General features: G+C 63.0%; 33 protein-coding genes and 1 pseudogene. 11 read left to right on the forward strand and 23 right to left on the reverse strand.

Annotation, left to right across the window (positions count from 1 at the left end; all coding sequences use genetic code 11):
* Window positions 1–38: 38 nt before the first annotated feature.
* The 8 genes from C1T17_RS19925 to C1T17_RS19960 all read right to left on the reverse strand — a co-directional run bounded on the left by C1T17_RS19925 (window position 39) and on the right by C1T17_RS19960 (window position 8,727).
* Window positions 39–1,592, reverse strand: a complete 1,554-nt coding sequence (locus C1T17_RS19925) for an ATP-binding protein (protein ID WP_104955420.1) — start codon at window positions 1,590–1,592, stop codon at window positions 39–41.
* The gene (locus C1T17_RS19930) at window positions 1,592–3,559 is read right to left on the reverse strand and encodes a PIN-like domain-containing protein (protein WP_145959049.1); all 1,968 of its coding nucleotides are present in this window, start codon (window positions 3,557–3,559) and stop codon (window positions 1,592–1,594) included. The genes C1T17_RS19925 and C1T17_RS19930 overlap by 1 nt, the downstream gene beginning before the upstream one ends.
* A 591-nt stretch (window positions 3,560–4,150) precedes the next feature.
* Window positions 4,151–5,287, reverse strand: coding sequence for a relaxase/mobilization nuclease domain-containing protein (locus C1T17_RS19935; protein ID WP_223262981.1), 1,137 nt, complete (start codon window positions 5,285–5,287; stop codon window positions 4,151–4,153).
* On the reverse strand, window positions 5,280–5,816 hold the full coding sequence (locus C1T17_RS19940) for a plasmid mobilization relaxosome protein MobC (protein ID WP_104955422.1): 537 nt from the start codon (window positions 5,814–5,816) through the stop codon (window positions 5,280–5,282). The genes C1T17_RS19935 and C1T17_RS19940 overlap by 8 nt, the downstream gene beginning before the upstream one ends.
* A gap of 302 nt (window positions 5,817–6,118) precedes the next feature.
* On the reverse strand, window positions 6,119–7,054 hold the full coding sequence (locus tag C1T17_RS19945) for a ParB/RepB/Spo0J family partition protein (RefSeq protein WP_104955423.1): 936 nt from the start codon (window positions 7,052–7,054) through the stop codon (window positions 6,119–6,121).
* Window positions 7,054–7,818: a ParA family protein gene (locus tag C1T17_RS19950; protein WP_104955555.1), complete on the reverse strand. Its 765-nt coding sequence runs from the start codon at window positions 7,816–7,818 to the stop codon at window positions 7,054–7,056. Before C1T17_RS19950 ends, C1T17_RS19945 begins: the two co-directional genes overlap by 1 nt.
* 13 nt (window positions 7,819–7,831) lie before the next feature.
* Window positions 7,832–8,011, reverse strand: a complete 180-nt coding sequence (locus C1T17_RS19955; RefSeq protein ID WP_104955424.1) for a hypothetical protein — start codon at window positions 8,009–8,011, stop codon at window positions 7,832–7,834.
* A gap of 320 nt (window positions 8,012–8,331) precedes the next feature.
* Window positions 8,332–8,727, reverse strand: a complete 396-nt coding sequence (locus C1T17_RS19960) for a DUF3768 domain-containing protein (protein ID WP_104955425.1) — start codon at window positions 8,725–8,727, stop codon at window positions 8,332–8,334.
* A 275-nt stretch (window positions 8,728–9,002) separates the two neighbouring features.
* Between C1T17_RS19960 and C1T17_RS19965 the strand changes: the two genes are divergently transcribed.
* Entirely contained in the window at window positions 9,003–9,404 is a 402-nt protein-coding gene (locus tag C1T17_RS19965) for a hypothetical protein (RefSeq protein ID WP_189338631.1), read from the forward strand.
* Window positions 9,405–9,408: 4 nt separating this feature from the next.
* Here the strand turns inward: C1T17_RS19965 and C1T17_RS19970 are convergent, their stop codons facing one another.
* On the reverse strand, window positions 9,409–10,818 hold the full coding sequence (locus C1T17_RS19970; protein ID WP_189338637.1) for an MFS transporter: 1,410 nt from the start codon (window positions 10,816–10,818) through the stop codon (window positions 9,409–9,411).
* A gap of 113 nt (window positions 10,819–10,931) precedes the next feature.
* On the opposite strand from C1T17_RS19970, the gene C1T17_RS19975 reads away from it, so the two are divergent.
* The 3 genes from C1T17_RS19975 to ltrA all read left to right on the forward strand — a co-directional run bounded on the left by C1T17_RS19975 (window position 10,932) and on the right by ltrA (window position 13,918).
* Window positions 10,932–11,378 (forward strand): helix-turn-helix domain-containing protein, encoded by a 447-nt coding sequence (locus C1T17_RS19975; protein WP_104955427.1) that lies wholly within the window; start codon window positions 10,932–10,934, stop codon window positions 11,376–11,378.
* 328 nt (window positions 11,379–11,706) lie between these two features.
* Window positions 11,707–11,919 (forward strand): hypothetical protein, encoded by a 213-nt coding sequence (locus C1T17_RS21090; RefSeq protein ID WP_145958955.1) that lies wholly within the window; start codon window positions 11,707–11,709, stop codon window positions 11,917–11,919.
* Between the two features lie 133 nt (window positions 11,920–12,052).
* Window positions 12,053–13,918 (forward strand): group II intron reverse transcriptase/maturase, encoded by a 1,866-nt coding sequence (ltrA, locus tag C1T17_RS19980; RefSeq protein WP_104952464.1) that lies wholly within the window; start codon window positions 12,053–12,055, stop codon window positions 13,916–13,918.
* A gap of 140 nt (window positions 13,919–14,058) precedes the next feature.
* On the opposite strand, the gene C1T17_RS19985 is transcribed toward ltrA, so the two are convergent.
* Entirely contained in the window at window positions 14,059–14,622 is a 564-nt protein-coding gene (locus C1T17_RS19985) for a hypothetical protein (protein WP_223262982.1), read from the reverse strand.
* Between the two features lie 17 nt (window positions 14,623–14,639).
* The gene (locus C1T17_RS21455) at window positions 14,640–14,804 is read right to left on the reverse strand and encodes a hypothetical protein (RefSeq protein WP_189338632.1); all 165 of its coding nucleotides are present in this window, start codon (window positions 14,802–14,804) and stop codon (window positions 14,640–14,642) included.
* A gap of 291 nt (window positions 14,805–15,095) precedes the next feature.
* Here C1T17_RS21455 and C1T17_RS19990 point away from each other — a divergent pair, with 291 nt between their 5' ends.
* Genes C1T17_RS19990 through C1T17_RS20005 form a run of 4 tightly spaced genes read left to right on the forward strand, consistent with a single transcriptional unit; the run spans window position 15,096 to window position 16,739 of the window.
* Window positions 15,096–15,530: an antitoxin Xre-like helix-turn-helix domain-containing protein gene (locus tag C1T17_RS19990; RefSeq protein WP_104955428.1), complete on the forward strand. Its 435-nt coding sequence runs from the start codon at window positions 15,096–15,098 to the stop codon at window positions 15,528–15,530.
* A complete protein-coding gene (locus tag C1T17_RS19995) occupies window positions 15,527–16,006 on the forward strand; it encodes an RES family NAD+ phosphorylase (RefSeq protein ID WP_104955429.1) in 480 nt (159 codons plus the stop codon). The genes C1T17_RS19990 and C1T17_RS19995 overlap by 4 nt, the downstream gene beginning before the upstream one ends.
* 18 nt (window positions 16,007–16,024) lie before the next feature.
* Window positions 16,025–16,282 carry a hypothetical protein gene (locus C1T17_RS20000; protein WP_104955430.1) on the forward strand — a complete coding sequence of 86 codons (258 nt, stop codon included), beginning with the start codon at window positions 16,025–16,027 and terminating at the stop codon, window positions 16,280–16,282.
* 28 nt (window positions 16,283–16,310) lie between these two features.
* A complete protein-coding gene (locus C1T17_RS20005; protein WP_104955431.1) occupies window positions 16,311–16,739 on the forward strand; it encodes a thermonuclease family protein in 429 nt (142 codons plus the stop codon).
* A gap of 47 nt (window positions 16,740–16,786) precedes the next feature.
* Here C1T17_RS20005 and arsH read toward each other — a convergent pair whose 3' ends face one another.
* The 10 genes from arsH to C1T17_RS21460 all read right to left on the reverse strand — a co-directional run bounded on the left by arsH (window position 16,787) and on the right by C1T17_RS21460 (window position 23,496).
* Complete coding sequence (gene arsH, locus C1T17_RS20010) at window positions 16,787–17,527, reverse strand: arsenical resistance protein ArsH (RefSeq protein ID WP_104955432.1); 741 nt, start codon at window positions 17,525–17,527, stop codon at window positions 16,787–16,789.
* Window positions 17,527–17,958 (reverse strand): arsenic resistance N-acetyltransferase ArsN2, encoded by a 432-nt coding sequence (arsN2, locus tag C1T17_RS20015; protein WP_104955433.1) that lies wholly within the window; start codon window positions 17,956–17,958, stop codon window positions 17,527–17,529. The genes arsH and arsN2 overlap by 1 nt, the downstream gene beginning before the upstream one ends.
* Window positions 17,955–19,031 (reverse strand): ACR3 family arsenite efflux transporter, encoded by a 1,077-nt coding sequence (gene arsB, locus C1T17_RS20020; RefSeq protein WP_104955434.1) that lies wholly within the window; start codon window positions 19,029–19,031, stop codon window positions 17,955–17,957. The genes arsN2 and arsB overlap by 4 nt, the downstream gene beginning before the upstream one ends.
* The gene (arsC, locus tag C1T17_RS20025) at window positions 19,028–19,459 is read right to left on the reverse strand and encodes an arsenate reductase (glutaredoxin) (RefSeq protein ID WP_104955435.1); all 432 of its coding nucleotides are present in this window, start codon (window positions 19,457–19,459) and stop codon (window positions 19,028–19,030) included. The genes arsB and arsC overlap by 4 nt, the downstream gene beginning before the upstream one ends.
* A 9-nt stretch (window positions 19,460–19,468) precedes the next feature.
* The gene (locus C1T17_RS20030) at window positions 19,469–19,801 is read right to left on the reverse strand and encodes an ArsR/SmtB family transcription factor (protein WP_104955436.1); all 333 of its coding nucleotides are present in this window, start codon (window positions 19,799–19,801) and stop codon (window positions 19,469–19,471) included.
* 102 nt (window positions 19,802–19,903) lie between these two features.
* A complete protein-coding gene (locus C1T17_RS20035) occupies window positions 19,904–20,317 on the reverse strand; it encodes a single-stranded DNA-binding protein (protein ID WP_104955437.1) in 414 nt (137 codons plus the stop codon).
* Between the two features lie 488 nt (window positions 20,318–20,805).
* A complete protein-coding gene (locus C1T17_RS20040; protein ID WP_223262983.1) occupies window positions 20,806–21,435 on the reverse strand; it encodes a hypothetical protein in 630 nt (209 codons plus the stop codon).
* 218 nt (window positions 21,436–21,653) lie between these two features.
* Window positions 21,654–22,601, reverse strand: coding sequence for a DUF2493 domain-containing protein (locus tag C1T17_RS20045; protein ID WP_104955438.1), 948 nt, complete (start codon window positions 22,599–22,601; stop codon window positions 21,654–21,656).
* Window positions 22,602–22,845: 244 nt separating this feature from the next.
* On the reverse strand, window positions 22,846–23,292 hold the full coding sequence (locus C1T17_RS20050) for a hypothetical protein (RefSeq protein ID WP_104955439.1): 447 nt from the start codon (window positions 23,290–23,292) through the stop codon (window positions 22,846–22,848).
* A 27-nt stretch (window positions 23,293–23,319) separates the two neighbouring features.
* Window positions 23,320–23,496: a hypothetical protein gene (locus C1T17_RS21460; protein WP_189338633.1), complete on the reverse strand. Its 177-nt coding sequence runs from the start codon at window positions 23,494–23,496 to the stop codon at window positions 23,320–23,322.
* A gap of 8 nt (window positions 23,497–23,504) precedes the next feature.
* On the opposite strand from C1T17_RS21460, the pseudogene C1T17_RS21840 reads away from it, so the two are divergent.
* Window positions 23,505–23,812 (forward strand): annotated as a pseudogene (locus C1T17_RS21840) (arsenical resistance protein ArsH); the annotation flags it as partial.
* Here the strand turns inward: C1T17_RS21840 and C1T17_RS20060 are convergent.
* Window positions 23,799–24,248: a MerR family transcriptional regulator gene (locus tag C1T17_RS20060; protein WP_104955440.1), complete on the reverse strand. Its 450-nt coding sequence runs from the start codon at window positions 24,246–24,248 to the stop codon at window positions 23,799–23,801. The pseudogene C1T17_RS21840 and the gene C1T17_RS20060 overlap by 14 nt on opposite strands.
* Before the next feature lie 236 nt (window positions 24,249–24,484).
* Here C1T17_RS20060 and C1T17_RS21845 point away from each other — a divergent pair, with 236 nt between their 5' ends.
* Together C1T17_RS21845 and C1T17_RS21850 are read left to right on the forward strand one after the other, a co-directional pair.
* Window positions 24,485–24,691 carry a mercuric ion transport protein, MerT gene (locus C1T17_RS21845; RefSeq protein WP_223262984.1) on the forward strand — a complete coding sequence of 69 codons (207 nt, stop codon included), beginning with the start codon at window positions 24,485–24,487 and terminating at the stop codon, window positions 24,689–24,691.
* Window positions 24,684–24,908: a GDCCVxC domain-containing (seleno)protein gene (locus C1T17_RS21850; protein WP_104955442.1), complete on the forward strand. Its 225-nt coding sequence runs from the start codon at window positions 24,684–24,686 to the stop codon at window positions 24,906–24,908. Before C1T17_RS21845 ends, C1T17_RS21850 begins: the two co-directional genes overlap by 8 nt.
* Window positions 24,909–25,008: 100 nt before the next feature.
* Here C1T17_RS21850 and C1T17_RS21855 read toward each other — a convergent pair whose 3' ends face one another.
* Window positions 25,009–25,317 carry a DUF6927 domain-containing protein gene (locus tag C1T17_RS21855; RefSeq protein ID WP_223262985.1) on the reverse strand — a complete coding sequence of 103 codons (309 nt, stop codon included), beginning with the start codon at window positions 25,315–25,317 and terminating at the stop codon, window positions 25,009–25,011.
* Window positions 25,318–25,418: the final 101 nt, after the last annotated feature.

Below are 25,418 nucleotides of genomic sequence, written 5' to 3' on the forward strand. Positions count from 1 at the left end.
AGGCTCTGTGCGCCGCTATGGAGCGGCAATGCGCGCGCTTATCGCTGGGGCCAGTCATATTCGTCGCGAATGATCGCGCGAACGGCGGCCAGACAGGGCAGTTCGAGACGCCGTTCGAACAGCACCAGCAATTCGTCGAGCAATTTGTCCTGCAGTTGTTGCTCGACCTCGTCGGTCAGTCCCTTGGCCGGCGGCGCCAGCTTTCCCACCGCTTCGGTCTTCATGTCGGTGAGCTGGGACCCCAGATGCTGAAGCTCCGCTAGTGTGGCCGGCTCCGCATTTTTCGAGGCTTTCGCGACCTCGCCCTGCAACTTCGTGACCGCCGCCGACAATGTCAACGTGCGGTCGGTGCTCTTGAAATCGTTGCGGCGAAGCCCGGAGAGATCCGATTCCAGCCGAGTCGACTTCTCCCGAAGCTTTTCTAGGGTCAGCTGGCCCAGATTCGACGTCGACTGCGCCCAGCTTCCCGCCTCCTTGCAGATCGATGCCGCGATTTCCCGCCGCATGTCGGTCCAACTCTTCGTTTCCTCGAACCCGTCTCGCCGCGCATTGGGGATGACCACCTTGAGATCGACGAAGATCTCGCCGACCACCCAGCCTTGATAGCGCTCGTTCGATTTGGCGGAAAAGCGCCGGAATATGTCCGCCACGACATCCGTGCCGTCTATCTGGATGTTCTTGGCGCGGACCCGCACGCCCCGCACGGTCGGGTCTAGGAAAGTGCCTGTGACATCCTTCTTGCCCATCCAGCCCCACCAATGCGCATATCGAAAGATCTCGATTGCAACCAAGGGCGCATGCTCTGGGGCGTTCTCGACTTCGTACAGCGCGCCATAGGGCTTGCGCACCTCGCTGACGGCGCCTGTCTCCGAATGGATCTCGATCCTAACGGTCTCGATCGGGATACCGCCCTCGCGCGCCGCCGCCTTGAGCTTCGCTACGAAGGGAAAGTCGCCGGCGTAGGGCACTGGCGCGACCTGGGATAGGAAGCCGCGGATCGCCTCGGGCGAGGTGCATTCCTCAGGCGCTTCCGTAAAGCCGCGCAGCGCGACCTCGAAAAAGGGCGCCGCAGCCCCGTCCCAATCGACCACGGTCGCCTTCACGCAACGGCGCAGCACCTCCTCGGCGGTATGCTCATTGCCATGCTCGGGCGACATCATGTGCCGCATCTTCTTGGCATCGAACGTGACGATGGTCGCCTCGGCCTCGCCCGCCGCTTTGGTCGTGAAGATCACCTCGTCGCTGAAGGTGATGCCGGCCAGCCGGCCGATGCCCCGAAAGCCCGCGTCGGATCGGAAATCCTTGCGTGATGCGCCAATGGAGGTGAGCGTGCTGCTGGCGTGCGCCACGGGCAGGCCCGCGCCATTGTCTCGGATCTTGAGGCCGCGCAGGTCCGCATCATAGCAGACCGTGATCAGGCCCTCGCCCGGCGCCAGGAGCTTCTGCTCGATCGCGCTCTGGATCGAATCGAAGCCATTCTGGACATATTCGCGCAACGCATTGCGCGACTCGCCGTACATGCCGACGGTCAGCGTCTCGAGCACGAAGCCGCCAAAATAGGGCTGGACCGGTATCTCTCGTGGCTGGCTCATCACTCTGCCTCTGCGCTTTGGAACTCAAAAACGCTGCTTGGCGCTTTGAACCCTGAATATTCCTCTAAACTGAACGCTGTCGTGACGCCCGTCTCGGCGACTATCTGCGCGCGCGGGAGGGCATAGAGCTCGGCGATATGGTCGAGCAATAGCTCCGGTCGCGCCTCGCCGTCGGCAAAGCGCATCTGCAGGCGCAACGCCGGATCGCCTTGGGCGGGTGTCAGCAGTTGATGGTCACCGAGCCAAAGCGCCCGCAACGACAGCGGCGCGGCCAGATCAGTGTCGACCTCCATCCGCACGACGATCTGCGGCGCTTCCGGATCGGGCAGGTAGACCGGCCAGCGCTCGGCGCGTGTCGTGCGCGCGCGCAACGTGGCGATGGGGAGGCTCGCGAAATCGCACCCCTGATACCCGAAGATCCGCTGCATGGCGGGGGATCCCGGCGTCGCGCGGAACGCATTGCCATCGCTTTCAAGATAGGCCGCCGCCAACAGACCGAAATAGACGAACCCCGCCGTGGCCGGCGGCAATTGTTCGACTAGTGTCGCCAGCTCTGTGACGGCCGACTCCAAAATAGCGCGATCGAGCGCCTCCAGTCCCAGGTGCCGCGCGACGCCGACGAGGCCGATATGATCGAGCCCCGCCAGCGCTCCATCGCGCAGGAGCCGCGCCAGCGATGCATTGTCCGCCGCTGCCCGTTCCAACAGCGCGATGGCGGCCGGCAGGCCTGCAACCGTCTGCCGCTTTGCGCCTTTGGTTTCGACCAGCGCGCGTCGGAGCTTCGCTTCGGACACCGCGAGCCCGGCAGGATCGACGAACAGGACCCCGGCCTTGCGCGCGTCCGACGCCCTGACTGCCTCGCGGGCTTTGATTGTCCGCTCGGTCTCCTCGGTACGAAGCTCCGCTTCGGTCTTCGGCGTAGTTGGCGGCGGGGGCTTCGCCGCGGCGATGAACGCTTCGCCAGGCAGGCCCCTAACATCGAACAGCGTCGACAAACGCCTGTGATCGAGCAGCATCAGGTCGCGCACGCCGGCGCGCTGGGCAGCCTCGAACACCAGCGTCGGATGGGCGGGAGGCTCGCCGGTCGCCGTGCCGTCGCCGCCTGCGGCCGGCAACGTACCGCCCATGCGCCAGTCATTCTTCACGTCCTTGGTGAGGATCACGATGGCGTTGGCGCGCCGCATCCGGGCCTCGTCCAGTATCTCCTTCCAGAAAATGAGATCGCCCCAGCGATTGCTGCCCACGACCTCCGGCGCCTTGTCGCTTCCACTCGCCTTGCCGCTCACGACTTCCGTCTTGTTGCGATCCTGAAAGCCGGGCGGGACCCGTCCGGTGAAGCGCGCCTCGGCAATCCCCTCGATCGACTCGAAATAATCGAAAACGCCGCTGTTCCGCATCGCATGCCGGTTGGCGAAATCGATAACCGTTGCAGCATGACGCGCATAGCTTGGTCCCCAATGGCGCGCATGCTCGATCACCGCACGCGTCGAGCGCATGGCCTCACGCGCCTCATTGCGCTGGGCCTGTGCGCTCGCTGCGCCCGCCAAAGGCTCACTCAGCAAGGGCCAGATCAGATCGAAGCTCTTCTTGGCCAGCCGCTCGAACTCCTCGAGCGTGCTGGTCAGCTCGCGCGCGACCGTCCCTTCGACATGATGGCGGTAGAGTTCGTGCGCCGACCAGACCGGAACATGAAGGCGGCCGGCGGCCGTCGTCTCCATCCACTCTATAAGCTCGCGGCGCGGTGCCTCGCCGATGCGGATCATCCACATGAGAAACGACGTGTCGATGAAGATATGGGTCCGGCTGTCGTCGAGAAGTCTTCCCGCCTTCTCCGCAAAAGCCCGGCTGTCCTCTGATTCCAGCGGAACGAACAACCCGGCCGCATCGCCCGGTCGCCGACGCGCGAGACGCCCCTTAAACCCTTGGGGCGCAGACTGGGACAGCCAGGCGCTGACCATGGTCCTCATGCGATATCCGATGCGCAGATCTCTTCCCCCATGCCCCAAGCGGACCCCATTCTCTCTCGCTTGCTGCCCCGCCTTACGTTCAAGCACAGGCTCCGGACAGTGCATAGGTGTTTCTAGCTGCACGACTATCAACTTGTGCTTTTTGCGGAGGCAGATTGGAAATGAGCAGTGATGCGCCATATCCGCCAAGCTGTCGAAAAGCCAAGCTGCTTTCTGTCGCAGGACGATCGCCAGATCGCCTTTTCCCGACCGCATGATTTCATCCAATGTATGGATTGGTCGTCGGTCCTCTCCATGTTCCTCGACGTGGTTCTGTCCCTGGTGCGCTGTCGTCGAAGCGGCGCGTGTAGCTGCTTGTCTCGCTGCCAAAGGTAGGCAGGTTGCGTCGAGGCTATCGTATTAGGTAGATTTCGATCTGGTCCATACCATCGTGACGAACGAAAATCTGCTCGTCCGGACTTGGGGGTCGTAAATCAACGTGTGATTGTCTTGGATAATTCGATGCTGTTCCGCAAAAGCCTGATTGCCTGCTTGCGTTGTCCTTTTAAGAATACTGACAGACTTGGCGTTACCACATCATTAAGTCACTTTCTAACGATCGCGGTCCCGAGGCTTCCGTTCAATCGGCATTGGTGTTTGGCTTTCAGCAACACCTTTATCGGTGTCGCGCGAACGACTGCCTGCAGAACCCCCCGCCCGATCCGCCATCATTATCTCCCGCGCCCGCTCCAATCGCCGCGACACCGCCGGCGGCATATCGGCCACGAACCCCGCGATATCCTCGGCCAGCGCCCGATCCTCTTCCTTCCCGGTCGCCGCCAAAGCGGCCGCGGCATCTGCATAGGCCCCCCGGATCTGCTTCTGGCGGCCGAGCGCCAGCACGTCCTCCCCCCGGCGCTCCGGGTTCTGTGACCGTGCGAACGCCTGCGCCCGCTCCTCAATCAGCCGGTTGAGATCCAAGTCCCTCCCCTGCCCGGCAGTCCGTGCCTCCAGATGGTGCGCCGGCGAACGCACCCGCTTCTGGACATGGCCGCGCGCGCGGCGCGGCGTCGCTTCGGCGGCGATGCCGCGCTGGCGCAATTCATGGGCGAAGCTCTCGCGCCAATGATGAAGGTCGGCCTTGCGCGGATTGAACCGCGTCCCATCGGCACCCTGGGTCGCAACGGTCAGATGGACATGGGGGTGAGCGGTGTCGGTGTGGAGCGCCACCATATAACTGAACTGCCCTTCGAACTCGACGCGCGCGAACGCCTGGACGGCATCATGGATGGTCGCGGCATCGGTCGTTCCACCGGGCATCGACAACACCATCGACATCGAGGTCGGACGGTCCTTCCCATGCGCGTTCGTCGCCTGATCGAGCATGTCCCAATCGGCCGCGATCGCCTTCAAGCGCATTTCGTCGGTGATGATCTCGCCTTCGCTGCTGCGGACTTCGAGCTTCCCGTGACGCGAGATGTAACCGAAATGCTCGGCAAGATGCCTGGCGCCACGCTGTTTGCCCGAGATCTTAACCATGACCTCCGGGGCCTTGCGCACGATCCGCTCGAGCTTGGCCCGCGCTTGCGCCGCCGACAGCGCCGGCGCGACGTTGCTCCCGCCCCTGCCCTTGCCGCCCGAGTGGATCCGCAGTGTCGCCCCGCGCAGGCTGCGCTTACCCCCGGTCGGCGGTCGCCAGGCTTCCATCAGACTGGGGAGCGGCAGGACACCGTCGTCATCCTCATTCATCGGCCGTGTCCCAATAGGCCATGTCACCCTTGAGCGCGCGGCCGAGCACGCGCAACTGATCGGCCACCTCATCCCGGAAAGAAGCGACCCGCGCGGCCTCGCGCGCCAGGTCGAGACGGGAATCCACCATGGTCGCGGCATGCAGCGCATGGACCGCTTGGTTGAGATTGATGCCAATCCGGTTGAGCTCGCGCCAGGACTGCGCGATCAGCACCCGGTCCGCGCGTGGCGGCGGCGACGTCGCATGCAATCGTCTGCGCAACAGCATCACCAGCCATTCGGTCCGTTTGAGCCCACGCGCATCGGCCGCGGCATCGAGCTGGACGATATCCTCGCGCATGAGCCGAAGCTGTAGCCGGTCAGTCGTGCGGGTCCGAGGCGCAGCCATCTCGCTCGACCTGTCGCCGGCGTCCTCAAGCGCACCGTCGATCAGCTTGCGCAGGAGCGCTGAGCGACCGCCGGCGGCAGTCGCCTTAGCATCGAAGCGCGCCGCGAGATCATCGGGCAGACGGAGACCAAAAAACGCCACACCCCATTGCTATTGTTTAACAATGACGGCGCCAAGCCTATCCGGCCCTCACCTAAAACCACTCGTCTTATAGTCTGCTTGAACAGACTCCGCGCCGCTTCAAGCCAAGCATCCAACCCGACCTGGTATCTGTGAAAAATAGAATATCTCCGAGCGAAGCAAATCCCTCCGCCCGCGAAAATGAAGACAGCCGCGCCCCTGAAGAAAGGGGCACGGCTGTCAAAATTGTCTAAAAACTTCGATCGCTTCGACGCGGAGTAGGGGGTGAGTAGGTGCAAGCCCTGCCCTACCCCCCCGATGATTTACCCCATGGCGATATCGGCAACGGGCGCTTCGACCTCCTCCCCATCGTCGAACACCACCCGAACCCGCTCGGGCAGGATCAACCGTCCTGTCCGCCCGCCCAATGTCACCCGAACCGCATCGAGGGGCCGGGACTGCGAAGAGGCCTCCGTGCCGAACATAGAGCGCAGGCCGACACCGGCACGAACCGGCCGGCTCGGCGGAGCGTGCTCGGTGCCCTGCCCGTTCGGGAGCACGGGTACGTTGCGCAAACCGGCATCGGGCAGAGCCTCGGACGCCTTGAGTCCCGCGATAAACCGGCCGCCCTCAGCCAGTGTCACGCTCTCATCGCCAAGCCCCGCGACATAGGCGCGCACCGCGTCGCCATGAGTGCGGGCAGCCCGGTGGAGGTCGTAGAGCAACCGGATCGGCATCTGGTCGATCGCCGCACGCAGCCAATGCGCCATGTCGGCACAAGCGGCATAGAGCGATACGAACTGCTTCGAGCGGCCGAGCGCGCGGGCGATCTCCGCCTGGGTGACGCCGGCACCCAGCATCCGCTCGATCCCGGTCGCCAGATCATGGGGGGTAAGGCCTGCGCGCTGGTCATTCTCGACTATCTGATCGGCGAGCGTGTCGGCGCGGTTCATCACCGCCATCACGATCGCCGGGATGGTCTCGCGCCCAGCAAGGCGCGAGGCCCGAAAGCGCCGCTCGCCGACGCGGATGACGTGCAGGCCGTCGCCATTTTTCGGGGCGACGATGATCGGCTGCAGGACGCCGCGCGCGGCGATCGAGGCCGCCAGATCCTGAAGTTCAGCGTCGTCAAACGAGCGCCGCGGATTTTCGGGATCGGCCATGATCCAGTCGAGCGGCAGATCCTCGACGCGCCGCGCGCTGTCGTGGAGACCGACAAGCAGTCCGAACTCTTCGGCGCGCTGATCGAACTTGCCCATCACGCCGCACTCAGATGGAGGACGTCCATCCGGCGAACGATCTCCGCCAGGATCGGCCGGATTTCGTCTGCGGCCGCCTTGGCGCCGCTGCCGGTTTCGCACCAGACCGGATGATGCTGTTCGGCGGAATGCTTGTAGGTCGGCCGCGCCTTGATGAAAGCGGGAAACATCAGTTTCTCGCCAACGGCGCGGGCGAGCTTGACCGCATTGTCCATTTCGCGTCGGTCGAAAGGATTGACCATCGAGGGCAACAGTCCAAGAAAATCGACCTTGCGCCCGCCCCGCGCCCCTTCCGCCTTTTTGAGCGCGGTGAGCAGCATCTTGGCGCACTCGATCGAATCCTCGGCGACCTGGACCGGTGCGATCACCGCGTCGGCGACCGCCATGGCGCTCAAGGTCAGCTCATCCCATTTGGGGCCGGTGTCGATGACACAGTGGTCGAAATGGGCACCAAGCGCAGGGAACCGGCCGAGGAAATCGCGGACATCCGCAGCCGCCTTGACCATCTGCAGGCGCGGGTCGGCGGCGAAGACCGTGATGCCGGGCGCATCGGTCAGATCGAGCCGCGCATCGGGATCGAACAGGTCCGCCGTAAACCACCCGGGCCGCTCGCTGGCGAGCCGCCGGGTGGAACTGCCCTGCGGATCCAGGTCGAGGAAAGCGATGCGGTTGCCGCCTTGCTCGGCGAGATACCAGGCGAGGTGGGTGGCGAGAAAGGTCTTGCCGACCCCGCCCTTGAGCAGGCTGACGACGATCGTTCGCATCGGTGCCGCGCCGTCAGGATTCATAGTCGTCGGGACCATCGCGCAGGTTGCGCTCATAATGGTCGCGCGACGACCAGTCGCCGCCGCCGCCGATCCCTGGACCGACATAGCGAAACAGGTAAACGGTGATTGCGAAGCAGACGAATGCGAATACGAACGCATGGTCTGGATGACGGGAAAAATAGTCGGCCACTGCGGGTCTCCTTGGCATGTTCCGGGAAACCGATCGGTCCCCTCACCGCGTAGCAAGACGCGGCTCCTCATGCCGCGCAGCCTCCCCTCTCGTGCCGGGGAGCATGGTCCAACGGACGTCAGGCGGCACCGCCGACAGTCTGCTCAAGCAGACTTTTCAGCTATCCCCCCGGTCAGGGGGATGACCGGGGTCACTCGCCAAGGATGGGGAATCTGGTCAGGCCGGCGGCAAGCGCAGGGTGGCGCAAAGCGATCCGCGCTGGCGGCAGCGGCAAGCCCTTCGGTAAAAAGGTGGCCCCGACCGGGTCGGGGCCATGTAGCTCAATATTCATGAGTGAGAAGCAGTGTCAGCACCCGGGTGGTGACATCGGGATCGGTCGGATCGGGCGATCCATAGGTCAGCGCACGATCATAATAGTCGATCTTCCAGTACAGCGTCTCGCCGGCAAATTCGAAGCGCCCGAAATCACGCTCGCCATGCGGATCGACGTCGGGACCGAATGCGTCATAGTCGCGCACGGTGCGCATCAATTCGGCGCGGCGCTGGAACCCGCGAAACAGGCTGGTATCGCCGATCAGGTCAGCGACCCCGGCGGTCATAACCACCTGGTTGACGCCCGGGTTATGGATGGACTGGCGCAGGGCATCATTGAGCCGCGCGATGGTCGCGACACGCTGGTCTGCGGATAGGAGTTTGTCATTCTGGGGGTCGGCCATGACGTTCGACTTTCCAAGCTGTGTCAGACCCCGCCAATCGGGGCCTTCCGACAGGCGACCGGACCGCCGGGGCAGAGCGCGCCCGCGCACCCGACAGGGTCGCAACGGATGTGGAGAAGCCCGGCACCGGGCTTGCGCTGGCAAGTGCCGCGGCGAGGACGCCAAGCCAGGAAGGGACCGTCGGTGCGGCGGTCAGAGGGAATAAGGAACGGCATGGCCGACTTTTCAGATGTGCTGCTGGACGGGCGAGCGAGGGCTTCGCTATCATTCCGATCATGACAGACACCGCCCGCATCATTGCCCTTTGGCCACGCTGGACATCGAGCGTCGGCGCGATGCAGCGGCTCCAAATCCAGGTTCGTACCCAGTGCCGTCGCTGCGGTGCCCTGATGCGCGCCGAGCTGGACGAGCTGGTCGCCCGCTATGGCGGGAGTGCGTCGTTAGTCGATCGCCAGGAGAGATGCCGGATGGTCGCTTGCGATGGCGCGGCCTTTTACCTCGCTGCCCGCCACTATGGAGGATCATGGCACATCCTCCTTTCCGACCCCGAGCTGCTCGCCGGGCTGGAGGATGGACCGGAACCGCTGATCGCCAACGGCCGCCCACTTCCGACAAGCAGGTCCGCCGGTCAGATTGACCCCGTCGTGTCGCAAGGTGCCATGATCAGACCGGCTTAGTCGGTTAACCGGTGCGGCCAAGCGTTCGGACGCGCCCAAGTCCGCGCATCATCGCCATGGCCAGGACCACGAGAAGCGATGCCATGGCAAAAGTCATCCGCAAGCCGACTCCGATCGCGACAGGGGACGCGGTGACCACATCACCCGCCACACCATAGGCGAAGACAGCGCCCATGACGGACGTGCCCGTTATCAGCCCAAGGTTGCGTGCGAGATTGAGCAGGCCCGAGTTGACCCCCCGCTGATCGGGTGACGCTTGCGCCATGATCATACTATTATTGGCCGCCTGGAATAGCGCATAGCCTGCGGTGATGATGACGATCGGCAGAACATAGCTGGCGAGGCCGCCCTGAGGGAGGACTGCCAGCGCGAGCGTGCCGACCAGCATTGCAGCCAATCCGCCGATGATCATCGGGACGATGCCATGGCGGTCGACCAGGCGCCCGGCAGGCATCCCCGAAAGCGCCGCGACAAAGGGGCCTGCGGAAAGCACGATCCCAAGCATCGTCCCGTTCAGCAGCAGGGCACGCGACAGATAAAATGGACCCACGACCAGCGTCGCCATCATGATGGCCGAGACGAGGACGCTGGCCGCCAGGCCAGTGCGCAACGCGGCGTTGCGGAACATCGCCAGACGGATCAGGGGCGACCGGACTCGCATTTGCGCCAGCACGAACACGCCCGCTGCGAGTAAGGCCAGCAATAGCAGCGCGACATTGGCAAGGCCGAAACGCCCGCGACCGATGGTCATCGCCAGCGTATAGGCACCCAGTGTGAGAATGAGCAGAACGATGCCCAGAATATCGATAGCAGCACGATCCCGCGCGGGTGCAACGCGATCGGATGGCAATGTCCGCCACAGAATGAGAAACGTCACCACGCCCAGCGGGCCGTTGACCAGGAAGATGGCGGGCCACCCGGCCATGGTTGTGAGCATGCCGCCGAGGGACGGCCCGAGCGTCGTGCCGATCGCGGACATGGTGCCCATCAGGCCCATCGCGCGGCCCAGGCGACCTTTGGGAACGACATCGGCGACAAAGGCGGTGGCCAGTGCCATCATGATTGCTGCGCCCAGGCCTTGGCCGACGCGCGCCGCGATGAGCCAACCGAGCGTGGGCGCGGCACCGCACAGGAGCGACGCGCCTGAGAATAGCCCGACGCCGGCCAGCAGCAGTCGCCGGCGGCCGAGCCGGTCACCGACCGTTCCGGCCACGACGATCATGGCGGTGATGGCCAGAAGATAGGCGAGGAGGATCCACTGCGCGGCCTGGAACGATGCCGTGAAGCTTTGAGCAAGCACCGGCAGCGCTGCGTTGGCAATGCTGGTCGCCAGCGACGGCAAGAGCATTGCCAGCGACAGCCCCACAAGCGGCTCCATCGTCGAACGATCCGGGCCGACACAGATATCGTCCATGCTGGCGGCGTGTGTCGCCAGCAGCCCTTGCGGTTTCGAATTCATCGCGATTCTCCTTGTCCCGATCGACACTGCGGAGCACGATGCCACTTCAAGTCAACTTGAGGTCAAGCATGAAACTCATGGACATTGCCGAGGTGGCCAAGCGATCGGGCCTGCCTGCGGCAACGCTGCGCTATTATGAGGAGAAGGGCCTGATCGAATCGCTGGGCCGACGCGGATTGCGGCGCACTTTTGACCATGATGTGCTCGAGCGCCTGTCGCTTGTCGCACTTGGGCAAATGGCCGGATTCTCCCTCAGCGAGATAGGGATGATGTTCGGCAGCGGGCAACGTCCGCAGGTCGATAAGGCCCTGCTTGCGGCGAAGGCGGAGGAGCTGACCCGCACGATCCGGCAATTGGGCGCCCTGAAAAATGGCCTCGATCATGCCGCGTCCTGCCCGGCCCCCAACCATATGGAATGCCCATCCTTCCAGCGGCTCATGAAGATCGCGGCGACACGCATCGGTCGTTCGCGCAGCCGCCCGGCCCGCACGCGCGGGCTGATTACATCCGCATAGGGGTATTTTGAGGTGATCGATGGATCTGTATGCCGCTCACGGCAGGGATCGTGACCCGGATGGGCGTGCGCCGTTGTGGCGCGAGAAGAAAGGAGTGTTCTACCGAACGAAACTTACTGGCACAGTTTCTGCCTGACCGACTTACCGGTGCTGGTGATGAGCCGGCTGAGATTCCGAAAGGGAAACGGGACCATAGCATGTCGGTGAAGGGATCGAAGCCTGACTCCGCAGTCGGGCGGCTGACCTCCGGGCAAGGTGCGCATGGTGAAGACTGGATTGTCTGAATCCCAGTTTCCAGCGGTTAATAGGTGAGCGATGGCGAACGCGGATGACACGCCATTTCGTGCAGGGCGAGGAGCGCGGCCTAGCGAATCGCCGCCAGTCTGCACGGCGCGGCCCCGGTCAGGGGATCAAGGAAACGAACGGGGCACCTAAACGCATCGCGACTCCTCCTCGTGCAACTACGGGATCGCCTAAACAGGCCAGCGTATCGGACCTGCATGGCGACGGAGCCGTCATAGTACTCGAATGCCCGGTGTAATGGCCGGGACAGCCACCGCGAGGTGGACGGACCGGCGGTACAAGCGGCGAGTGATCGACCGTGAAATCCGCCCGGTGCGGGGGAAGGACGGCAGTTCTGCGTAACTCGACCAATCGATGGAAAGGAACTGCTGATGCAGGCCGCTATTATCCTGAGAAGGCTCGAGACTCTTCCGGCCCTGTCGCGGGCGGGAAAGCGGGTCAATGGTCTTCACCGCTTGTTGAGATCGTCGCATCTCTACGAACGGGCCTATGTCAAAGTGTCCCGGAACCGGGGTGCAGCGACACCGGGCGTTGACGGGCAAAGCTTCGACGGCATGACGCTTGAGAGGTTAGCCAATCTCGCCCGGCAGGTGGCCGATGGCACTTACCGCCCCCGACCGGTCAGACGGGTCTATATCCCCAAGGGCAATGGCAAAATGCGCCCATTGGGCATCCCTACGGTCGATGATCGCATTGTTCAGGAAGCGGCTCGAATCGTCCTCGCGCAAATCTATGATCCTGTGTTCTCAAAGCATAGTCATGGGTTCCGCACGGGGCGCTCGTGCCATACGGCGCTCGAAGAGATCCGTAATACCTGGACAGGCATGAAATGGCTGATCGAGGTGGATGTTCGCGGGTTCTTCGACAACATCGACCATGACATCCTGCTTAGGCTTCTCTCGAAACGCATCGATGACCCTCGGTTCATCGGTCTGATCGAACGGATGTTGAAGGCGGGCGTCATGGACGACTGGACGTTCGAGCGGACCTATAGCGGCACCCCTCAGGGCGGCGTAATCTCGCCCTTGCTGGCCAACATATATCTCCATGAGCTTGATGAGTTCATGGAGGAAATGCGGGTCGGCTTCGATCAGGGAAAAACGCGCAGGGCAAATCCTGCCTACACGCGTCTATCTCGCCAGATCGCTGATTATCGTGCCGAGATCGATGCGCTCCGCGCCGGTGGCGCGGACGATGCCAAGGTTCGTAACCTGTTGAAGCGGATCAAGGCAGTCACGAAAGAAAGGCGGGCATGTCCGTCTGTCGATCCAATGGACCCGGACTTCCGGCGCCTGCGCTATTGTCGCTACGCCGACGACTTTCTCGTCGGTGTAATCGGCAGCAAGGCTGATGCAACAAGGATCAGGGCTGAAATCGAAGCGTTCCTTCGTGATCGGCTCAACCTTGAAGTGTCACCGGAGAAGACGCGGGTCAGTGATGCATCGAAGGGATCGCCGTTCCTTGGCTTCCACGTTTGCGCCTTCACGTTGCGGTCTGCCGGATCAATGGCAGGGCGGTCGAAGGTCGGTGGCGGATCACGTCGTGTCCGTCGCCGACCAACGCGGGGCAATATCAAGCTGTGGGTGCCGAGGTCTCGGGTCTATGGGTTCTGCAGGCGCAAGAAACTCGGCAACCTCGATCTGAGGAATGGCCGGGTACGTCCGCAGTTCCTCGACTCCAGTGTCGCGGAAATGGTCATTGCCTACAACTCGGAGCTACGTGGCCTCGCCAATTATTATGCGATCGCAGACGGCGTGAAAAGCTCGCTCGACGGCCTTGAACTCGTCATGTTCAGGAGCCTGCTGGCGACCATCGCGGCGCGGCAGCGCATAACGCGGGCGCGGGCCATGGCAAATCTGAAACTGGGGACGGACTATGGCGTGAAAACCATGGTTCGGGGCGAACTGCGGGTCCAGATGCTCTGGAGGTTGAAGCACCTGAACGTTCGGCCTTGGCAACGGTCGGTCGTGGATAACACCACGGTCGGCTCACGCCTTGCGCTGAGCACGAACGATATCATCACACGCCTCAGCGCACGCGAATGCGAGAGCTGCGGCGATGTTGATGGTCCGTTCGAAGCGCATCATCCCAACAGGCTGAAGGACAAGCGGCGCGGACCGATGACGGCGTGGAAACAATCGGCTCGGCGGCGCGGAACTATCGTTCTGTGTCGCTCATGCCACGTCCATCTCCACGGCGGCCGGTTGACCAGCGGAATGGAGAGCCGTGTGCATTGAAAGGTGCAAGCACGGTTCGGGGGGAGGCGCTGGAACGTCCTCGAAGAGGCGCTCCGCGTCGACCCTACCGAGACCCGGCACGGGGCTCGGGGCGTTTCGCCTAGAGCCCGGTCCGGCGCAGCCGGAGCCGCCCCGAACACTCAAACATCTTTTGTATCAGCCAGATCACCGAACAAACGAAGCAATATCTCGTCCAGGCTCACGACCTTCTCGAACCTGGATATCCGGAGCTTGCGGTGGTTCGGCCGCTCATTCTTCTCGCCCTGCGCCGTCCCCTTGCTGTGTCTGGCGACGGCAAACGGACTGATATCCGGCAACGGCTCCCCCGGCCCCGCGCCGAACCACAGATAATGGTCGAAGAGAAGATCCGGCGTCACGACGATCCAGATGACGCATCCGCTCGGCTTCTCCATCAGCTTGAGGCTGATCTTGACCTCATCGGTCTTGCCCCCGACGATTTTGGTCTTGAACTGGATATGGCGGGTCACCCGGCGGCGGGCCATGACCAGATCATAGCCGCCCGCGTCGAATTCGGAGCGCAGCACTTCGACGTCTGTCACACCCAGCTGCCACAGGCGGCGCAGCGCTTCACCGACAAAGACATGCTCGACGATGCGCTCGCGCAGGGTCGAATGAATGATGCGGGCTCGCTTCCTCGGTAAGATCGTCCAATCGGCACTCGCCCAATAAGGGCGGGGGCGCATGCCCCCGCCTGAAAGTTTCAGCTGAACGGATCATATTCGTTGATGACGACCACGTCGCCGTCAAAGTCGTCGGCGGTGATGACGGCGAACTGGTTGCCGATACCGATGACCATCGTTGCGATCATGAGGGTCTTGGAGAGGCCGAGCGCACTCAGGCGGGCGATCTTGATGTCGGTGAACATGTCGAGGCTCCTTGATTGCCGGCGGGTTCATCCCCGCTCGACTGGCGCCCGAAGTGTTCGGTGGGTGGCCGCGATCACTTTTTGCCGCAGGCCAAAAGCCGTAGCGAAGCGACCGGACCCTTTACGGGTTGATCGCATTAGGCGGCCCGCCGGACCAAGGATTGCGCCTCAAAGAGCGGGGTGAAGCTGCCGGTGAGAAGAGGTCATGGCCCCACCCTACGCATATCACGCGGCGCTTGTGCTTTCCTCATATGAGACATATATTCGTATCAGATGAGACAGGAGCAGCAGATGGCGAGCCAGCCCATGACGATCGAGACCTTGCTCGGGGTCGCGCCCCGGAAGGGCGACACGCGCCTGGGGCTGAGCTATTCGATTCTCGAAGGCCTGCCGGTCGGCGCGCTCGATCATCTCGCCGACACTGTCGCGCCCAATGACAGCCGCTTCAAGTTCCGCCTCATTTCCAAGGCGACGCTCGATCGCCGCAAGAAATCGGCGTCCAAGCGCCTGACAAGCGAGGAAGGCGACAAACTGGCGCGGATCGCCAAGGTGTTCAGCTTCGCGCTCGATATCTACAAGGACCCCGCCAAAGTCCGCGACTTTCTCGGCCGCGCGCACCCCATGCTCGACGACAAGGCCCCGCTCGACGTGGCACTGGCGACCGGCCCCGGTGCCGATGTCGTCGTCAACCTGTTGGGACGGGCGGCCTATGGCGGCGGCGCGTGAGCGCTCAAATCACCGACCGCGTGCTGACCTGTTTCCGGATCGGTGATCCCGACGGCGCGCATCCGATCTATGACAGCGAGGGCGCCCGGCTTTATCCGGGACGGTGGAACACCGCAGCCAGCCCGATCATCTACACGTCAGAACATTATTCGACGGCGATGCTCGAAAAGCTCGTCCACGCGAATACCGTAATGCCGCCCAACCAGCATTATATCCGCATCACCATACCCAATGGCGTCAGCTACGAAATCTTCCCAAGCGCGAAATTTCCCGGGTGGGACGGCAAGCGCGAAGACATCTGCAAGGCGTTTGGCGAGGCGTGGTTCGCGGCGGGGCGCTCGGCGCTGTTGCTGGTGCCTTCGATCCCGGCGCGGGTGGATCGCAACATCCTCATCAATTCTGAGCATCCCGACGCCAAGGCGATCGGCTTCGATCTCCCCGAGCCGATCTGGTGGGATGACCGGCTCTACAGCTAGATCAAGAATTCGTCCTTGATGGATGTTCTTTCTTTGTTCTATTCTCCGGCCATGCTCCGAGTCGATGAAGATAGCCTGGCCCTCCATCTCGAGGTTTCGCTCGCAACGGCCGAACCGGCCCTCGTGACCAGTATTCGGTGCGGTGACGCCGTTGCGCGTCGCCGTGCGACGGCGGAGTTGGCGCGGCACCTCGCCAAGCGGTTGCGCTGCTATGATATCCTCGCCGATGAGTCCGCAGCCCGGTCCGATACATTGCCGCTCTTTCCTGACGCATGACTCACGCTACCGCCCCGGTTGAGCGCTGATGCTCGCCGTATTTCTGCTTGCCGTCGCGGTCGTGCCCAACGGCCAATCGTTCGCCTGCACACCCGTCAGGGTCTGGGACGGCGATGGCCCGATCTGGTGTCGCGAGGGACCACGGATCCGGCTCGCGGGTATAGCGGCGCGGGAGATCGATGGTTCGTGCCGCAGGAGACAGCCCTGCCCGCGCGCCAGCGGCATTGTCGCGCGCGACACGCTGGTGCGGTTGCTGGGCGGCGCGAAAGGCCGCGCTGGCACGGGTCATATCCTTGTCGCAGGCCCGAAGCTCCAATGCCGATCGACCGGCAATGCGAAGGGGGATCGCACCGGTGCCTGGTGCGCCGCACCCGCGATCGGCGATATCAGCTGCGCCATGATTGCGACCGGCACGGTGCTCCGGTGGGATCGCTATGCGGCGGGCCATTGCCGCTAAGGCGAGCCGGACGACACACATCTAAGCATGGCAAAGGCTGCGACACATTAGCTGACGGCCTGCGTCGTCAGATCTTTTGCCCCATCTTGCTTGAGTGCCGCTGCTTTGCGCTCGGAATAGCGATCGACGAGCTCGTCGGCATGACCACGCGTGAGGATGGTAAAGCGGACGAGTTCCTCCATCACATCGACGATGCGGTCGTAATAGCTTGAGGCGCGCATACGACCGCCATCGTCGAATTCCTTGAACGCCATGGCGACGCTCGACTGGTTCGGGATGGTGATCATGCGCATCCAGCGCCCGAGCAGGCGCAGCGTATTGACCGCGTTGAAGGACTGGGAACCCCCCGACACCTGCATTACCGCGAGGGTTCGCCCCTGGGTCGGGCGCATGCCGCCAAATTCGAGCGGCAGATGATCGATCTGGGCCTTCATGATGCCGGTGATCTGACCATTGCGTTCGGGGCTGCACCGAACCATGCCCTCGGACCACAGGGCATGCTCACGCAATTCATGGACGGCCGGATGATCGTCGCCCTGCACCTGATCGGGCAGAGGGAGATCGCGCGGATCGAAGATACGCACCTCTGCCCCGAAGAGAATGAGCAGCCGGGCAGCCTCTTCGACCGCGAGACGGCTGAACGAACGATCGCGCAGCGAACCGTAGAGCAGCAGAATGCGCGGCGGATGATCGAGCGCACCAAGACCGGCAGCGAGATTGCGCACGACCACCGCCGGATCGAGCGCGGGCATGAGGTCGGGATCGGCCAAGAGACGCAGGCGGGACATCAGCAAATCCGTTTGGAAAGAAAGGCGGCATCGGCCGGGCAAAGCGATCGAAACTCCGCAGAATCGGCAATCGGCGCCGGCGCATCTGCCCGCTCGGCCGGGCCATAGCCAAAGCGACGGAAAAACGGCGCGGCCGTTGTGGTGAGCAGATACAGGCATGTCGCGCCCTCGTCAGCGGCGGCGCGCTCCAGCGCAGCCAACATCGCGCCGCCCAGCGCTTTGCCACGGCGCGGCGATGCGATGATGAAAGAGCGCAGCAAACGATCCGGCCCAGTGCCTTCGAGACCGCCAAAGCCGACGAGGCCGTTGCCATCGTCAAACCGGTAAAAGCGACTGTAGAGTGCTTCGAGATCGCCGATCGGCAGCGCTTCGGCCGAAAGCATCTCGGCGAGAACGGTCATTTGGTCATGATCGACACGGGCAATGATCATGCCGCCGCCCGCCGCTCGTACCAGGGGCGCGTTGCCTTCACGATGCCCACGACCGAGAGCATCACCGGCACCTCGACAAGCACGCCGACCACCGTCGCCAGCGCGGCGCCGGAATTGAGGCCAAAAAGGCTGATCGCCGCCGCGACGGCCAACTCAAAGAAATTCGAGGCGCCGATCAAGGCTGCGGGGGCTGCGACGCACCAGGCCACGCCAAACCGGCGGCTCAGCCAGTAGGCCAGCCCCGCGTTGAAATAAACCTGCACGAGGATCGGCACGGCAATCAGCGCGATGACCAGCGGATGCGCGACAATCGCCCTGCCCTGAAACCCGAATAACAGAACCAACGTCATCAGGAGTGCCACCAGCGACACCAGGCCGAACACTGACTGTATGCGATCGAGGGCGGCTTCGCCGCCCGAGGAGAGCAGTGCCCGTCGCGCAACCTGGGCGACGATGACGGGCGCAACGATATAGAGCAGCACCGAAATCAGCAGCGTGTCCCAGGGCACCGCGATCGAGGCCACCCCCAGTAGCAGGCCCACCAAAGGCGCAAAGGCAAAGACCATGATGATGTCGTTGAGCGCGACTTGGCTCAGCGTAAAGCGCGGTTCGCCGCCGCACAGATTGGACCAGACGAACACCATCGCCGTGCAGGGCGCGGCCGCCAGCAGAATGAGCCCCGCGACATAGGAGCTGATCTCGGAAGCCGGCAGAAGCGGACGGGACAGCCAGCCCAGGAAAACCGTCCCCAGCAGCGCCATCGAAAAGGGCTTTACCGCCCAGTTGATGAAGAGCGTGACGCCAACGCCTTTCCAATGCTGTCGCACCGATCCCAGCGCACCAAGGTCTATCTTGAGCAGCATGGGCACAATCATCAGCCAGATCAGCACCGCCACCACGAGATTGACGCGCGCAACTTCTGCCGACGCGATCGCGCTGAACAGGCCCGGCAGACCATAGCCAAGCACGATTCCGACGACGATGCACAGCGCCACCCAGATGCTGAGATAGCGCTCGCAGCCGCTGATGGCAGGCGGATGCGGTGCTGCGCAAAGATCGGGCGCTGCGGTCACGGCGAGACCCGCTTGCCATCGGCATCGATCACGCGCTGGCCATCCTCCTTGCTGAATGCGCCGCGCTGCGTGGTCGGCAGCAGATCGAGCACGGTTTCGGATGGTCGGCAGAGCCTCACGCCGAGCGGCGAGACTACGATCGGGCGGTTGATCAGGATCGGGCGCGCCACCATCGCATCGACCAGTTCGTCATCGGTGAGGGCAAGGTTGTCGAGCCCCAGTTCGCAATAGGGCGTACCCTTCTCGCGCAGCAACCCCCGCGGCGTGAGGCCCATGCGCGCGATAAGTGACACAAGCCGTGACCGGTTGGGTGGCGTCTTGAGATATTCGATAATGTGCGGTTCGATGCCCGCATTCTCGATCATCGCCAGCGTATTACGCGACGTGCCGCAATCGGGATTGTGGTAGATGATGACGTCGATCGGCATGGCAGGCTCTCAGCAGCAAGGAACGAGTTCGGCGATCAGTGGCTCGCACAACTCCGCCCTGCCCCCGCAGCAGTCCTTGACGAGGAACAGGGTAAGCGCCTTGAGCTGATCAAGGTCGGCGCGGTAGATGATCTGGCGGCTATGGCGTTCAGCACGGATCAGACCCGCGCGGGCAAGCCCGGCCAGATGCGATGACATCGTATTTTGGGGGATATGGAGCTGACGGGCAACCTCGCCTGCAGCCAATCCATCAGGCTCATGCCGTACCAGCAGGCGGAACGCGTCGAGCCGGGTTCCCTGAGCGAGCGCGCCCAAAGCGCCAATCGCAGAATCATTGTCCATATATCGATAATATTGGATATATGGATTTCTGACAAGCGCGAACGGATGAACGCACAAACAGCAAAAAGCCCGGTGGCTGATGCCACCGGGCTTTCGCGGGTTTCAGAAGGGAATTTCGTCATCATCCACCGAGCTGTCGCTGCCGCCCTGGTCGCCACTCGCGGGCTTGGCGCGGGTGAGGAAGGTCACCTCGTCGGCGATGATCTCGACGCCGTACCGCTCGATATTCTCGTTGTCGGTCCAGCGGGTGTAGTGGATGCGACCGCGCACCATCACCTTCATTCCCTTGTCGACATATTGTTCGACAGTCTTGCCGACGCCGTTGAAGCAGGTGATGCGGTGCCATTCGGTATCTTCGATCCGGCGGCCATTGTCGTCCTTGACAATCTTGCCGTTGCTGTCGCGCTTGGGCCGCGATGTCGCGAGGCTGAAGTGGATGATCTTGGTGCCGCCCTGGGTGGTGCGGGCTTCCGGCGTGGCGCCGACATTGCCGGCGAGGATGACGAGGTTCTGCATGTCGAGGTTCCTTTTCTGGGTGCCGAAGGGACCGTCCCTTCGACTGACCCCCGAAAAAGGCGGGCATGGGCGGTGCTTCCACCGGAGCGTGTCAGCAGCGCAGGGGAACCCCGACACAAGGGGTGGTGCGGGCAGCCGTGGCACACGGCAACTCGGCCCGAAGGGGAGCGGGTTGGAAGCACCGACCGACCGACTTAGGGATCAGGTCAAAAAGAAGGGATGGTGGCTTTGGTTCTATGAACCCAGGAACCGGTGCAGAAACCCTGCCCTATCGCCCCGCAATCCCCGCCAGGCTGAGACCCCATAACCGGCGGTCAGCGTTTTCCCATTTTGGACTGCCGTCCGCAGTCAAGTGACGGCAACCCTTGTGGCAACAGACATCATGGCGGTCAGTCGCACGATACGGCGCAGGCCCACCCATCCCCGGCCTCATGGGATCGGCGAGCGCCCTTTCGAACCGGCGCACTGGCTGATGGGGGCGGTGCCGGTCACGCGATCTGCGCGTGGATCGCGACAAGGAGTCGGTCGACGCAGAGAGAGGCGTCGGTCACATCGAAGGGTGAGGCCCCACCCCGGAACAAGGCGTCGATCTGGTGGCGGCCATAGGCCGGCGAGAGGATCGCTATGAGATCCGGTAATTCCGGAGGCAGGCCCGACAGGCCCGCCTCCATGGCCAACGCCAGGGCCTTTTCGAGGTCATGCCGAATATGGACGCGGTTCCAGTCATCGGCATAGCCGGCCTTCATCAGAAAGGCTTTGAGGCCGAGTTCGATCGCGATCGCCAGCGAATGTGCGGCACTCGCGTGCGCGATTTTCACGCTCCCGGCCGCACTGCGGGCAAAACCCGTGGCATTCGCCATAAAAATGGCGACCAGCGCCGGATCGACGATCCCGGCAAAACGCCGCGCCGCATCATCGAGCGTGACGGCCGGAAGCCGGATCAGCCAGCGCGGCCCTCCGATATTGCGCAGATGGCGCAAATGCGACGAACCCGGTTCATACGTATCGACGCCGGTCGACCAGCGCACCAGCAGGGCCGCCTTCCAGCAGCGCCCGTAGCGCTGCCGGAACGCAAGCAGCGCGCGCAGTTCCTCATCATGCAAATCGCGCATCATCATCTCCGATCTGTGAGCAAGTCGGCGCCCGACGCAGCGCGGGCGGGCGCGGATGGCTGTGAACTTTTGAACCGGGTCTGGGCTGCGAAGACGATCTGCAGGCTCCAGCTCTTCAGCGGCATCAACGGCGCAGCGCCCTCCCCTCTCGCCCGGAGAAATTCAGGGTTGGACGGCCGTGCTGCGCAAGAAACAGGCCGCCGGAAAACCGGCGGCCTGCGGTTTCAGCCCACACCGCCACGAGCTGCTGAAGGAGGGCTTCCCAACGGACCGCGGCGATCAACGACGCGGAGCCCACGGGCCTTGGCTTCGATGACGAGCCGCTCGGTCACGCCATTGCCCTGGAAAGCGACCACGAACCTCGGCTTGAGCGAGAGCATCTGCTCGTTGCGACGGAAGCCGGCGCGATCTCCGAGCTTGCGATCGAGACCGAACCGCACCTGCTGGATGCCGTTCTGCTCGGCCCAGGACGCTGCAAGCCGTTCGATACCCTTCATATCGCCGCCATGCACAAGATACATGTCGCCGACATGGGCGCGAACCTTGTTGAGGGTCGCCAGCAGGTTATCGGCGAACGTCTTCATGTCTTCGTTGTTGGCGAAGGACAGGCGGCCACCTGCGAACACGACCGGCGTACCCTGCGCGGTGTTGGCGTTCAGAGCCCGCTCGCCGCGCGCCCGCAGGAAGGCATGGCCATCGACGATCCCTGCGGTGACGCCGAGCGAGATGCGATTGCCGGACGATGGCACCCACGATCTCCCGGTCTCCCGGATGTAATGCGCGGCAGCGACATCGCGCATGATCTCGAAGGCACCCGCGGATTCCTCGACCTTCTTGGCGAGATCGATCTTTTCCTCCAGATTGGCCGTGCTGATTTCGGAGCCGTCCTGTTCAGCGAGGAGAAGGCGGATGTCGTCGGTCAACCGATCGACCAGCCCGTGTTTTTTGGCGGCGGCGCGGTGGAAGAGGTTCACCAGGCCCCAGCCCAGGTCTTCGATATCGCGCTCTATCGAGGTGTTTGCCATCGTCGTGAAGAGATCGCTCCAGATTGCGGTAACGGTCTGCTCCAGCGCTTCGGTTGGTGGCGGGGCCATGCCACTCAGGTCTTCAGTGCGGGGTTCGAGGTGCCCTAGCTCCAGTGCCGCGAGTGCGGCTGCAAGCGATGTGGACATGATAGCGAGCCTTTCTGTCTGTGCCGGCGGCCTCTCCGCCGGATGCGCATCCTCCGGGCGCTCGCAAAAGGGGGGCTGGCACCGAGGCACAGCCGAGGGAAACTCGCGAACAAGGGGTGGTGCGGGCAGCCGTGGCACCACGGCAACTCGGCCCGCCGTTCGCGGGTTGCCAGCGCCTCGCGGGCGCCCATATGCGGCATCCTCTGGCGGGGAGGTGTCGACACAGACCGGTTTCGCTTTGTCTTCAGAGGCTGCCGTCTATCCGAAACGGAGGTATCTCCAATTCCGCCGCTGCGAGATGCGACAACATCGTCGCATAGCTGCCGAGACCGCGCCCCGTTTCCGCCGAGATCAGGATCTCGTCATCGTCAGAGGCGCTGAAACTCCGAATGGTCGTGCCATCGAAGACCACCCGCTCTGGGCCGAACGCCCCAGGAGCGCTGCCAGCCCAGCGGGCGAAGACAAGGGCATGATCGACACAGAAAGTCTCGATTGCCTCGAACCGGCCCCAGGCGACCTCATGGTCGGCCAGGTACAAGGGAACGCTCGTATCGAGATCGCACGGATCGAACGCGGTGCCCTCCCAATCCGTGAAGGCCCCGTCGCTCTCGACGGCAGCACAGAAGCCGGGAAGGAGGTCAGGGGACAGCGATCCGCCGATGCGGATCGCGACAGAAGTGCGATCGGCCATGGGAGTTTCCATAGGTAGTGAGAACGGTCAGCCTGCGCGCTGACCACGGTGGAATGCGTCGAGCCATTGCGCCATCGACATGCGTTGCTCGATGTGCTTGCGGGCTTGCGCCACCTGGAATGCGACCAACGCAAGTGTTGCGTCTGCAACGATCCTATCGACCTTGCTGGGCGAGAGGGTCGTGCTGACGAAATACCGTCGCATGCGGCAGCAATGGCGTGCCGCAGTCGTTCAACGCGGTCAACACCCTGCGGCTGCTCGGGCGCTGAATGCGGATGATTACAATTCCGGACCGGTTGATCATCGCAATAGCATTCAAGGAATTTAACGAGGCCGGGCGGCTAAAGCCGTCGAGCTGTTACGACCGTATCGTTGATGTCATCGAGGAGCTGGTCCGGCTGCCCGTGCTCACGAGAGGTCCCGCCGATCAGCTTGTCGACCGCCATTCGGAGCGTAAAGCTGAGGCTGCGAAACGGGACGTCAAGAGGACTTGGCGACGCTGTCGATCACTCAAAACTGATCCCGAGAGGCGTCACCGCTTCCGGTAATTCTGCCGTACAGAGGGTTTCAAGCAACGGGCAGCTGACGTTGTCACCCGATTGGCAGGCATCGACTGTTTTGCTCAGCAACTGCTCCATTCGGCGAAGGTCGGCGATCTTAACGCGCACCTCCTTCAGGTGGGCGCTCGCCAGATCACTAGCCTGCTCGCACGAAGGCGCGCCTCCGTCAGCAATTGCCAGCAGCACTCGTACCGCGTCGATCGGGAAGCCCAGCTCGCGGGCGCGCCGCACGAATGACAGTCGCCGCACATCCGACGCGCCATAGGTGCGGTACCGACCTCGGCGATGCGGCACCGGGAGCACGCCAATTCGCTCATAATAGCGGATTGTCTCGATGTTGCAGCCCGTGCGGTGCGAGAGTTCGCCAATCGGGATCATGAAGCCGGATATTGTCATGGTCAAAAATACCGCTTGAGTCTGTAGTGGCTACAGACGGTAAGACAGGCTCGAACCGATCGCAAGGAATCGCCATGTCCGAGTTACCAGCCAACGCTTCTCGTCCAACGGGTCTCGGAGCCGTATCTTTGATACTTGGCGGAACTGCAGCTGCGTTTGGCGTGGCATCCTGCTGCGCCCTCCCAATTCTGCTCGCCTCAGTTGGCATCGGATCGGCGGGACTCGCCGAGATTGCCATGGCAGCACTACCCTATCGCATAACATTGCTCGCCATAGGCGCACTCTGTCTGCTGACTGGCGCCGCACTCCTTGTACGGCAACAAGTAGCGGCTGCGCGCTGTGGGCCTAGTGGCGAATGCACGTCTCGATCCATGCGCTCGGTCACACTCGTCGGCTTATTGGTCGGCGCCGTTCTGCTCTGGCTGGGCTATGTCTATGTCTGACATCGTTCCTGAGCTTAGCTCTACAATCACGTGTCCCGAGTGTGGCACGGCAAAAACCGAGGTGATGCCGACGAACGCCTGCCAGTTCTTCTACGATTGTTCAGGCTGCGATGCCGTGCTCAGGCCCAAGATGGGCGATTGCTGCGTGTTCTGCTCATATGGAACGGTTCCTTGCCCGCCGATCCAGATCGACGGCAAAAATTTGGGCTGTTGCTGAGGCTATCGGCGAACAGCATCATTTCGATGGCTCGCCTCGTTCCACGATCATGGCGGCGGACTCGACGCCAGCGCCCCAGGCCGCGATCACCGACGCGCGCTCAACCATTGGTCGAGTCCCTCGGGACGATGACCGGGTTGATTAGCCGGTAGCCGCGCGTCCTGAATTTTGCGACCCGGCACACGGTGCCGGTAACAGGATCGCGGAAAAGCGGTGCCTTGCCCTTCTGGTTGGCAATGACCGTGAAACGGTCCCGATCTTCGCCGTCATTGAAGCGGATGGGCTCGTCGAAGATGATGGTCTGCCCCGGCTTCGGGGTCGGCTTGGCGCGCTGCAGTTTGCTGCGAACCAGGTTGGCGCGGCAGCGTGCGCGCCATTCGGAGGCGTAAATGCTGTCGGTGTCGGTCAATTCATCGAGAATTGCGGCAGGGCAGTCGCTCTCGCACGGTCCCATCGTTTCCGTCATGTCTTTGTAGCCAAACGTGCAGCCGTCACGCGCGCCGGTGCTTT

The organism is Sphingobium sp. SCG-1, assembly GCF_002953135.1.
Lineage (GTDB): Bacteria > Pseudomonadota > Alphaproteobacteria > Sphingomonadales > Sphingomonadaceae > Sphingobium.

Coding starts and splice junctions, on each gene's coding strand:
- C1T17_RS19925 (WP_104955420.1), bottom strand. CDS start 1,592: ATGAGCCAGCCACGAGAGATACCGGTCCAGCCCTATTTTGGCGGCTTC.
- C1T17_RS19930 (WP_145959049.1), bottom strand. CDS start 3,559: ATGAGGACCATGGTCAGCGCCTGGCTGTCCCAGTCTGCGCCCCAAGGG.
- C1T17_RS19935 (WP_223262981.1), bottom strand. CDS start 5,287: ATGAATGAGGATGACGACGGTGTCCTGCCGCTCCCCAGTCTGATGGAA.
- C1T17_RS19945 (WP_104955423.1), bottom strand. CDS start 7,054: ATGGGCAAGTTCGATCAGCGCGCCGAAGAGTTCGGACTGCTTGTCGGT.
- C1T17_RS19950 (WP_104955555.1), bottom strand. CDS start 7,818: ATGCGAACGATCGTCGTCAGCCTGCTCAAGGGCGGGGTCGGCAAGACC.
- C1T17_RS19960 (WP_104955425.1), bottom strand. CDS start 8,727: ATGGCCGACCCCCAGAATGACAAACTCCTATCCGCAGACCAGCGTGTC.
- C1T17_RS19965 (WP_189338631.1), top strand. CDS start 9,003: ATGACAGACACCGCCCGCATCATTGCCCTTTGGCCACGCTGGACATCG.
- C1T17_RS19970 (WP_189338637.1), bottom strand. CDS start 10,818: ATGGACGATATCTGTGTCGGCCCGGATCGTTCGACGATGGAGCCGCTT.
- C1T17_RS19975 (WP_104955427.1), top strand. CDS start 10,932: ATGAAACTCATGGACATTGCCGAGGTGGCCAAGCGATCGGGCCTGCCT.
- C1T17_RS21090 (WP_145958955.1), top strand. CDS start 11,707: ATGACACGCCATTTCGTGCAGGGCGAGGAGCGCGGCCTAGCGAATCGC.
- ltrA (WP_104952464.1), top strand. CDS start 12,053: ATGCAGGCCGCTATTATCCTGAGAAGGCTCGAGACTCTTCCGGCCCTG.
- C1T17_RS19985 (WP_223262982.1), bottom strand. CDS start 14,622: ATGCGCCCCCGCCCTTATTGGGCGAGTGCCGATTGGACGATCTTACCG.
- C1T17_RS21455 (WP_189338632.1), bottom strand. CDS start 14,804: ATGTTCACCGACATCAAGATCGCCCGCCTGAGTGCGCTCGGCCTCTCC.
- C1T17_RS19990 (WP_104955428.1), top strand. CDS start 15,096: ATGGCGAGCCAGCCCATGACGATCGAGACCTTGCTCGGGGTCGCGCCC.
- C1T17_RS20000 (WP_104955430.1), top strand. CDS start 16,025: ATGGATGTTCTTTCTTTGTTCTATTCTCCGGCCATGCTCCGAGTCGAT.
- C1T17_RS20005 (WP_104955431.1), top strand. CDS start 16,311: ATGCTCGCCGTATTTCTGCTTGCCGTCGCGGTCGTGCCCAACGGCCAA.
- arsH (WP_104955432.1), bottom strand. CDS start 17,527: ATGTCCCGCCTGCGTCTCTTGGCCGATCCCGACCTCATGCCCGCGCTC.
- arsN2 (WP_104955433.1), bottom strand. CDS start 17,958: ATGATCATTGCCCGTGTCGATCATGACCAAATGACCGTTCTCGCCGAG.
- arsC (WP_104955435.1), bottom strand. CDS start 19,459: ATGCCGATCGACGTCATCATCTACCACAATCCCGATTGCGGCACGTCG.
- C1T17_RS20030 (WP_104955436.1), bottom strand. CDS start 19,801: ATGGACAATGATTCTGCGATTGGCGCTTTGGGCGCGCTCGCTCAGGGA.
- C1T17_RS20035 (WP_104955437.1), bottom strand. CDS start 20,317: ATGCAGAACCTCGTCATCCTCGCCGGCAATGTCGGCGCCACGCCGGAA.
- C1T17_RS20040 (WP_223262983.1), bottom strand. CDS start 21,435: ATGATGATGCGCGATTTGCATGATGAGGAACTGCGCGCGCTGCTTGCG.
- C1T17_RS20045 (WP_104955438.1), bottom strand. CDS start 22,601: ATGTCCACATCGCTTGCAGCCGCACTCGCGGCACTGGAGCTAGGGCAC.
- C1T17_RS20050 (WP_104955439.1), bottom strand. CDS start 23,292: ATGGCCGATCGCACTTCTGTCGCGATCCGCATCGGCGGATCGCTGTCC.
- C1T17_RS21460 (WP_189338633.1), bottom strand. CDS start 23,496: ATGCGACGGTATTTCGTCAGCACGACCCTCTCGCCCAGCAAGGTCGAT.
- C1T17_RS20060 (WP_104955440.1), bottom strand. CDS start 24,248: ATGACAATATCCGGCTTCATGATCCCGATTGGCGAACTCTCGCACCGC.
- C1T17_RS21845 (WP_223262984.1), top strand. CDS start 24,485: ATGGCAGCACTACCCTATCGCATAACATTGCTCGCCATAGGCGCACTC.
- C1T17_RS21850 (WP_104955442.1), top strand. CDS start 24,684: ATGTCTGACATCGTTCCTGAGCTTAGCTCTACAATCACGTGTCCCGAG.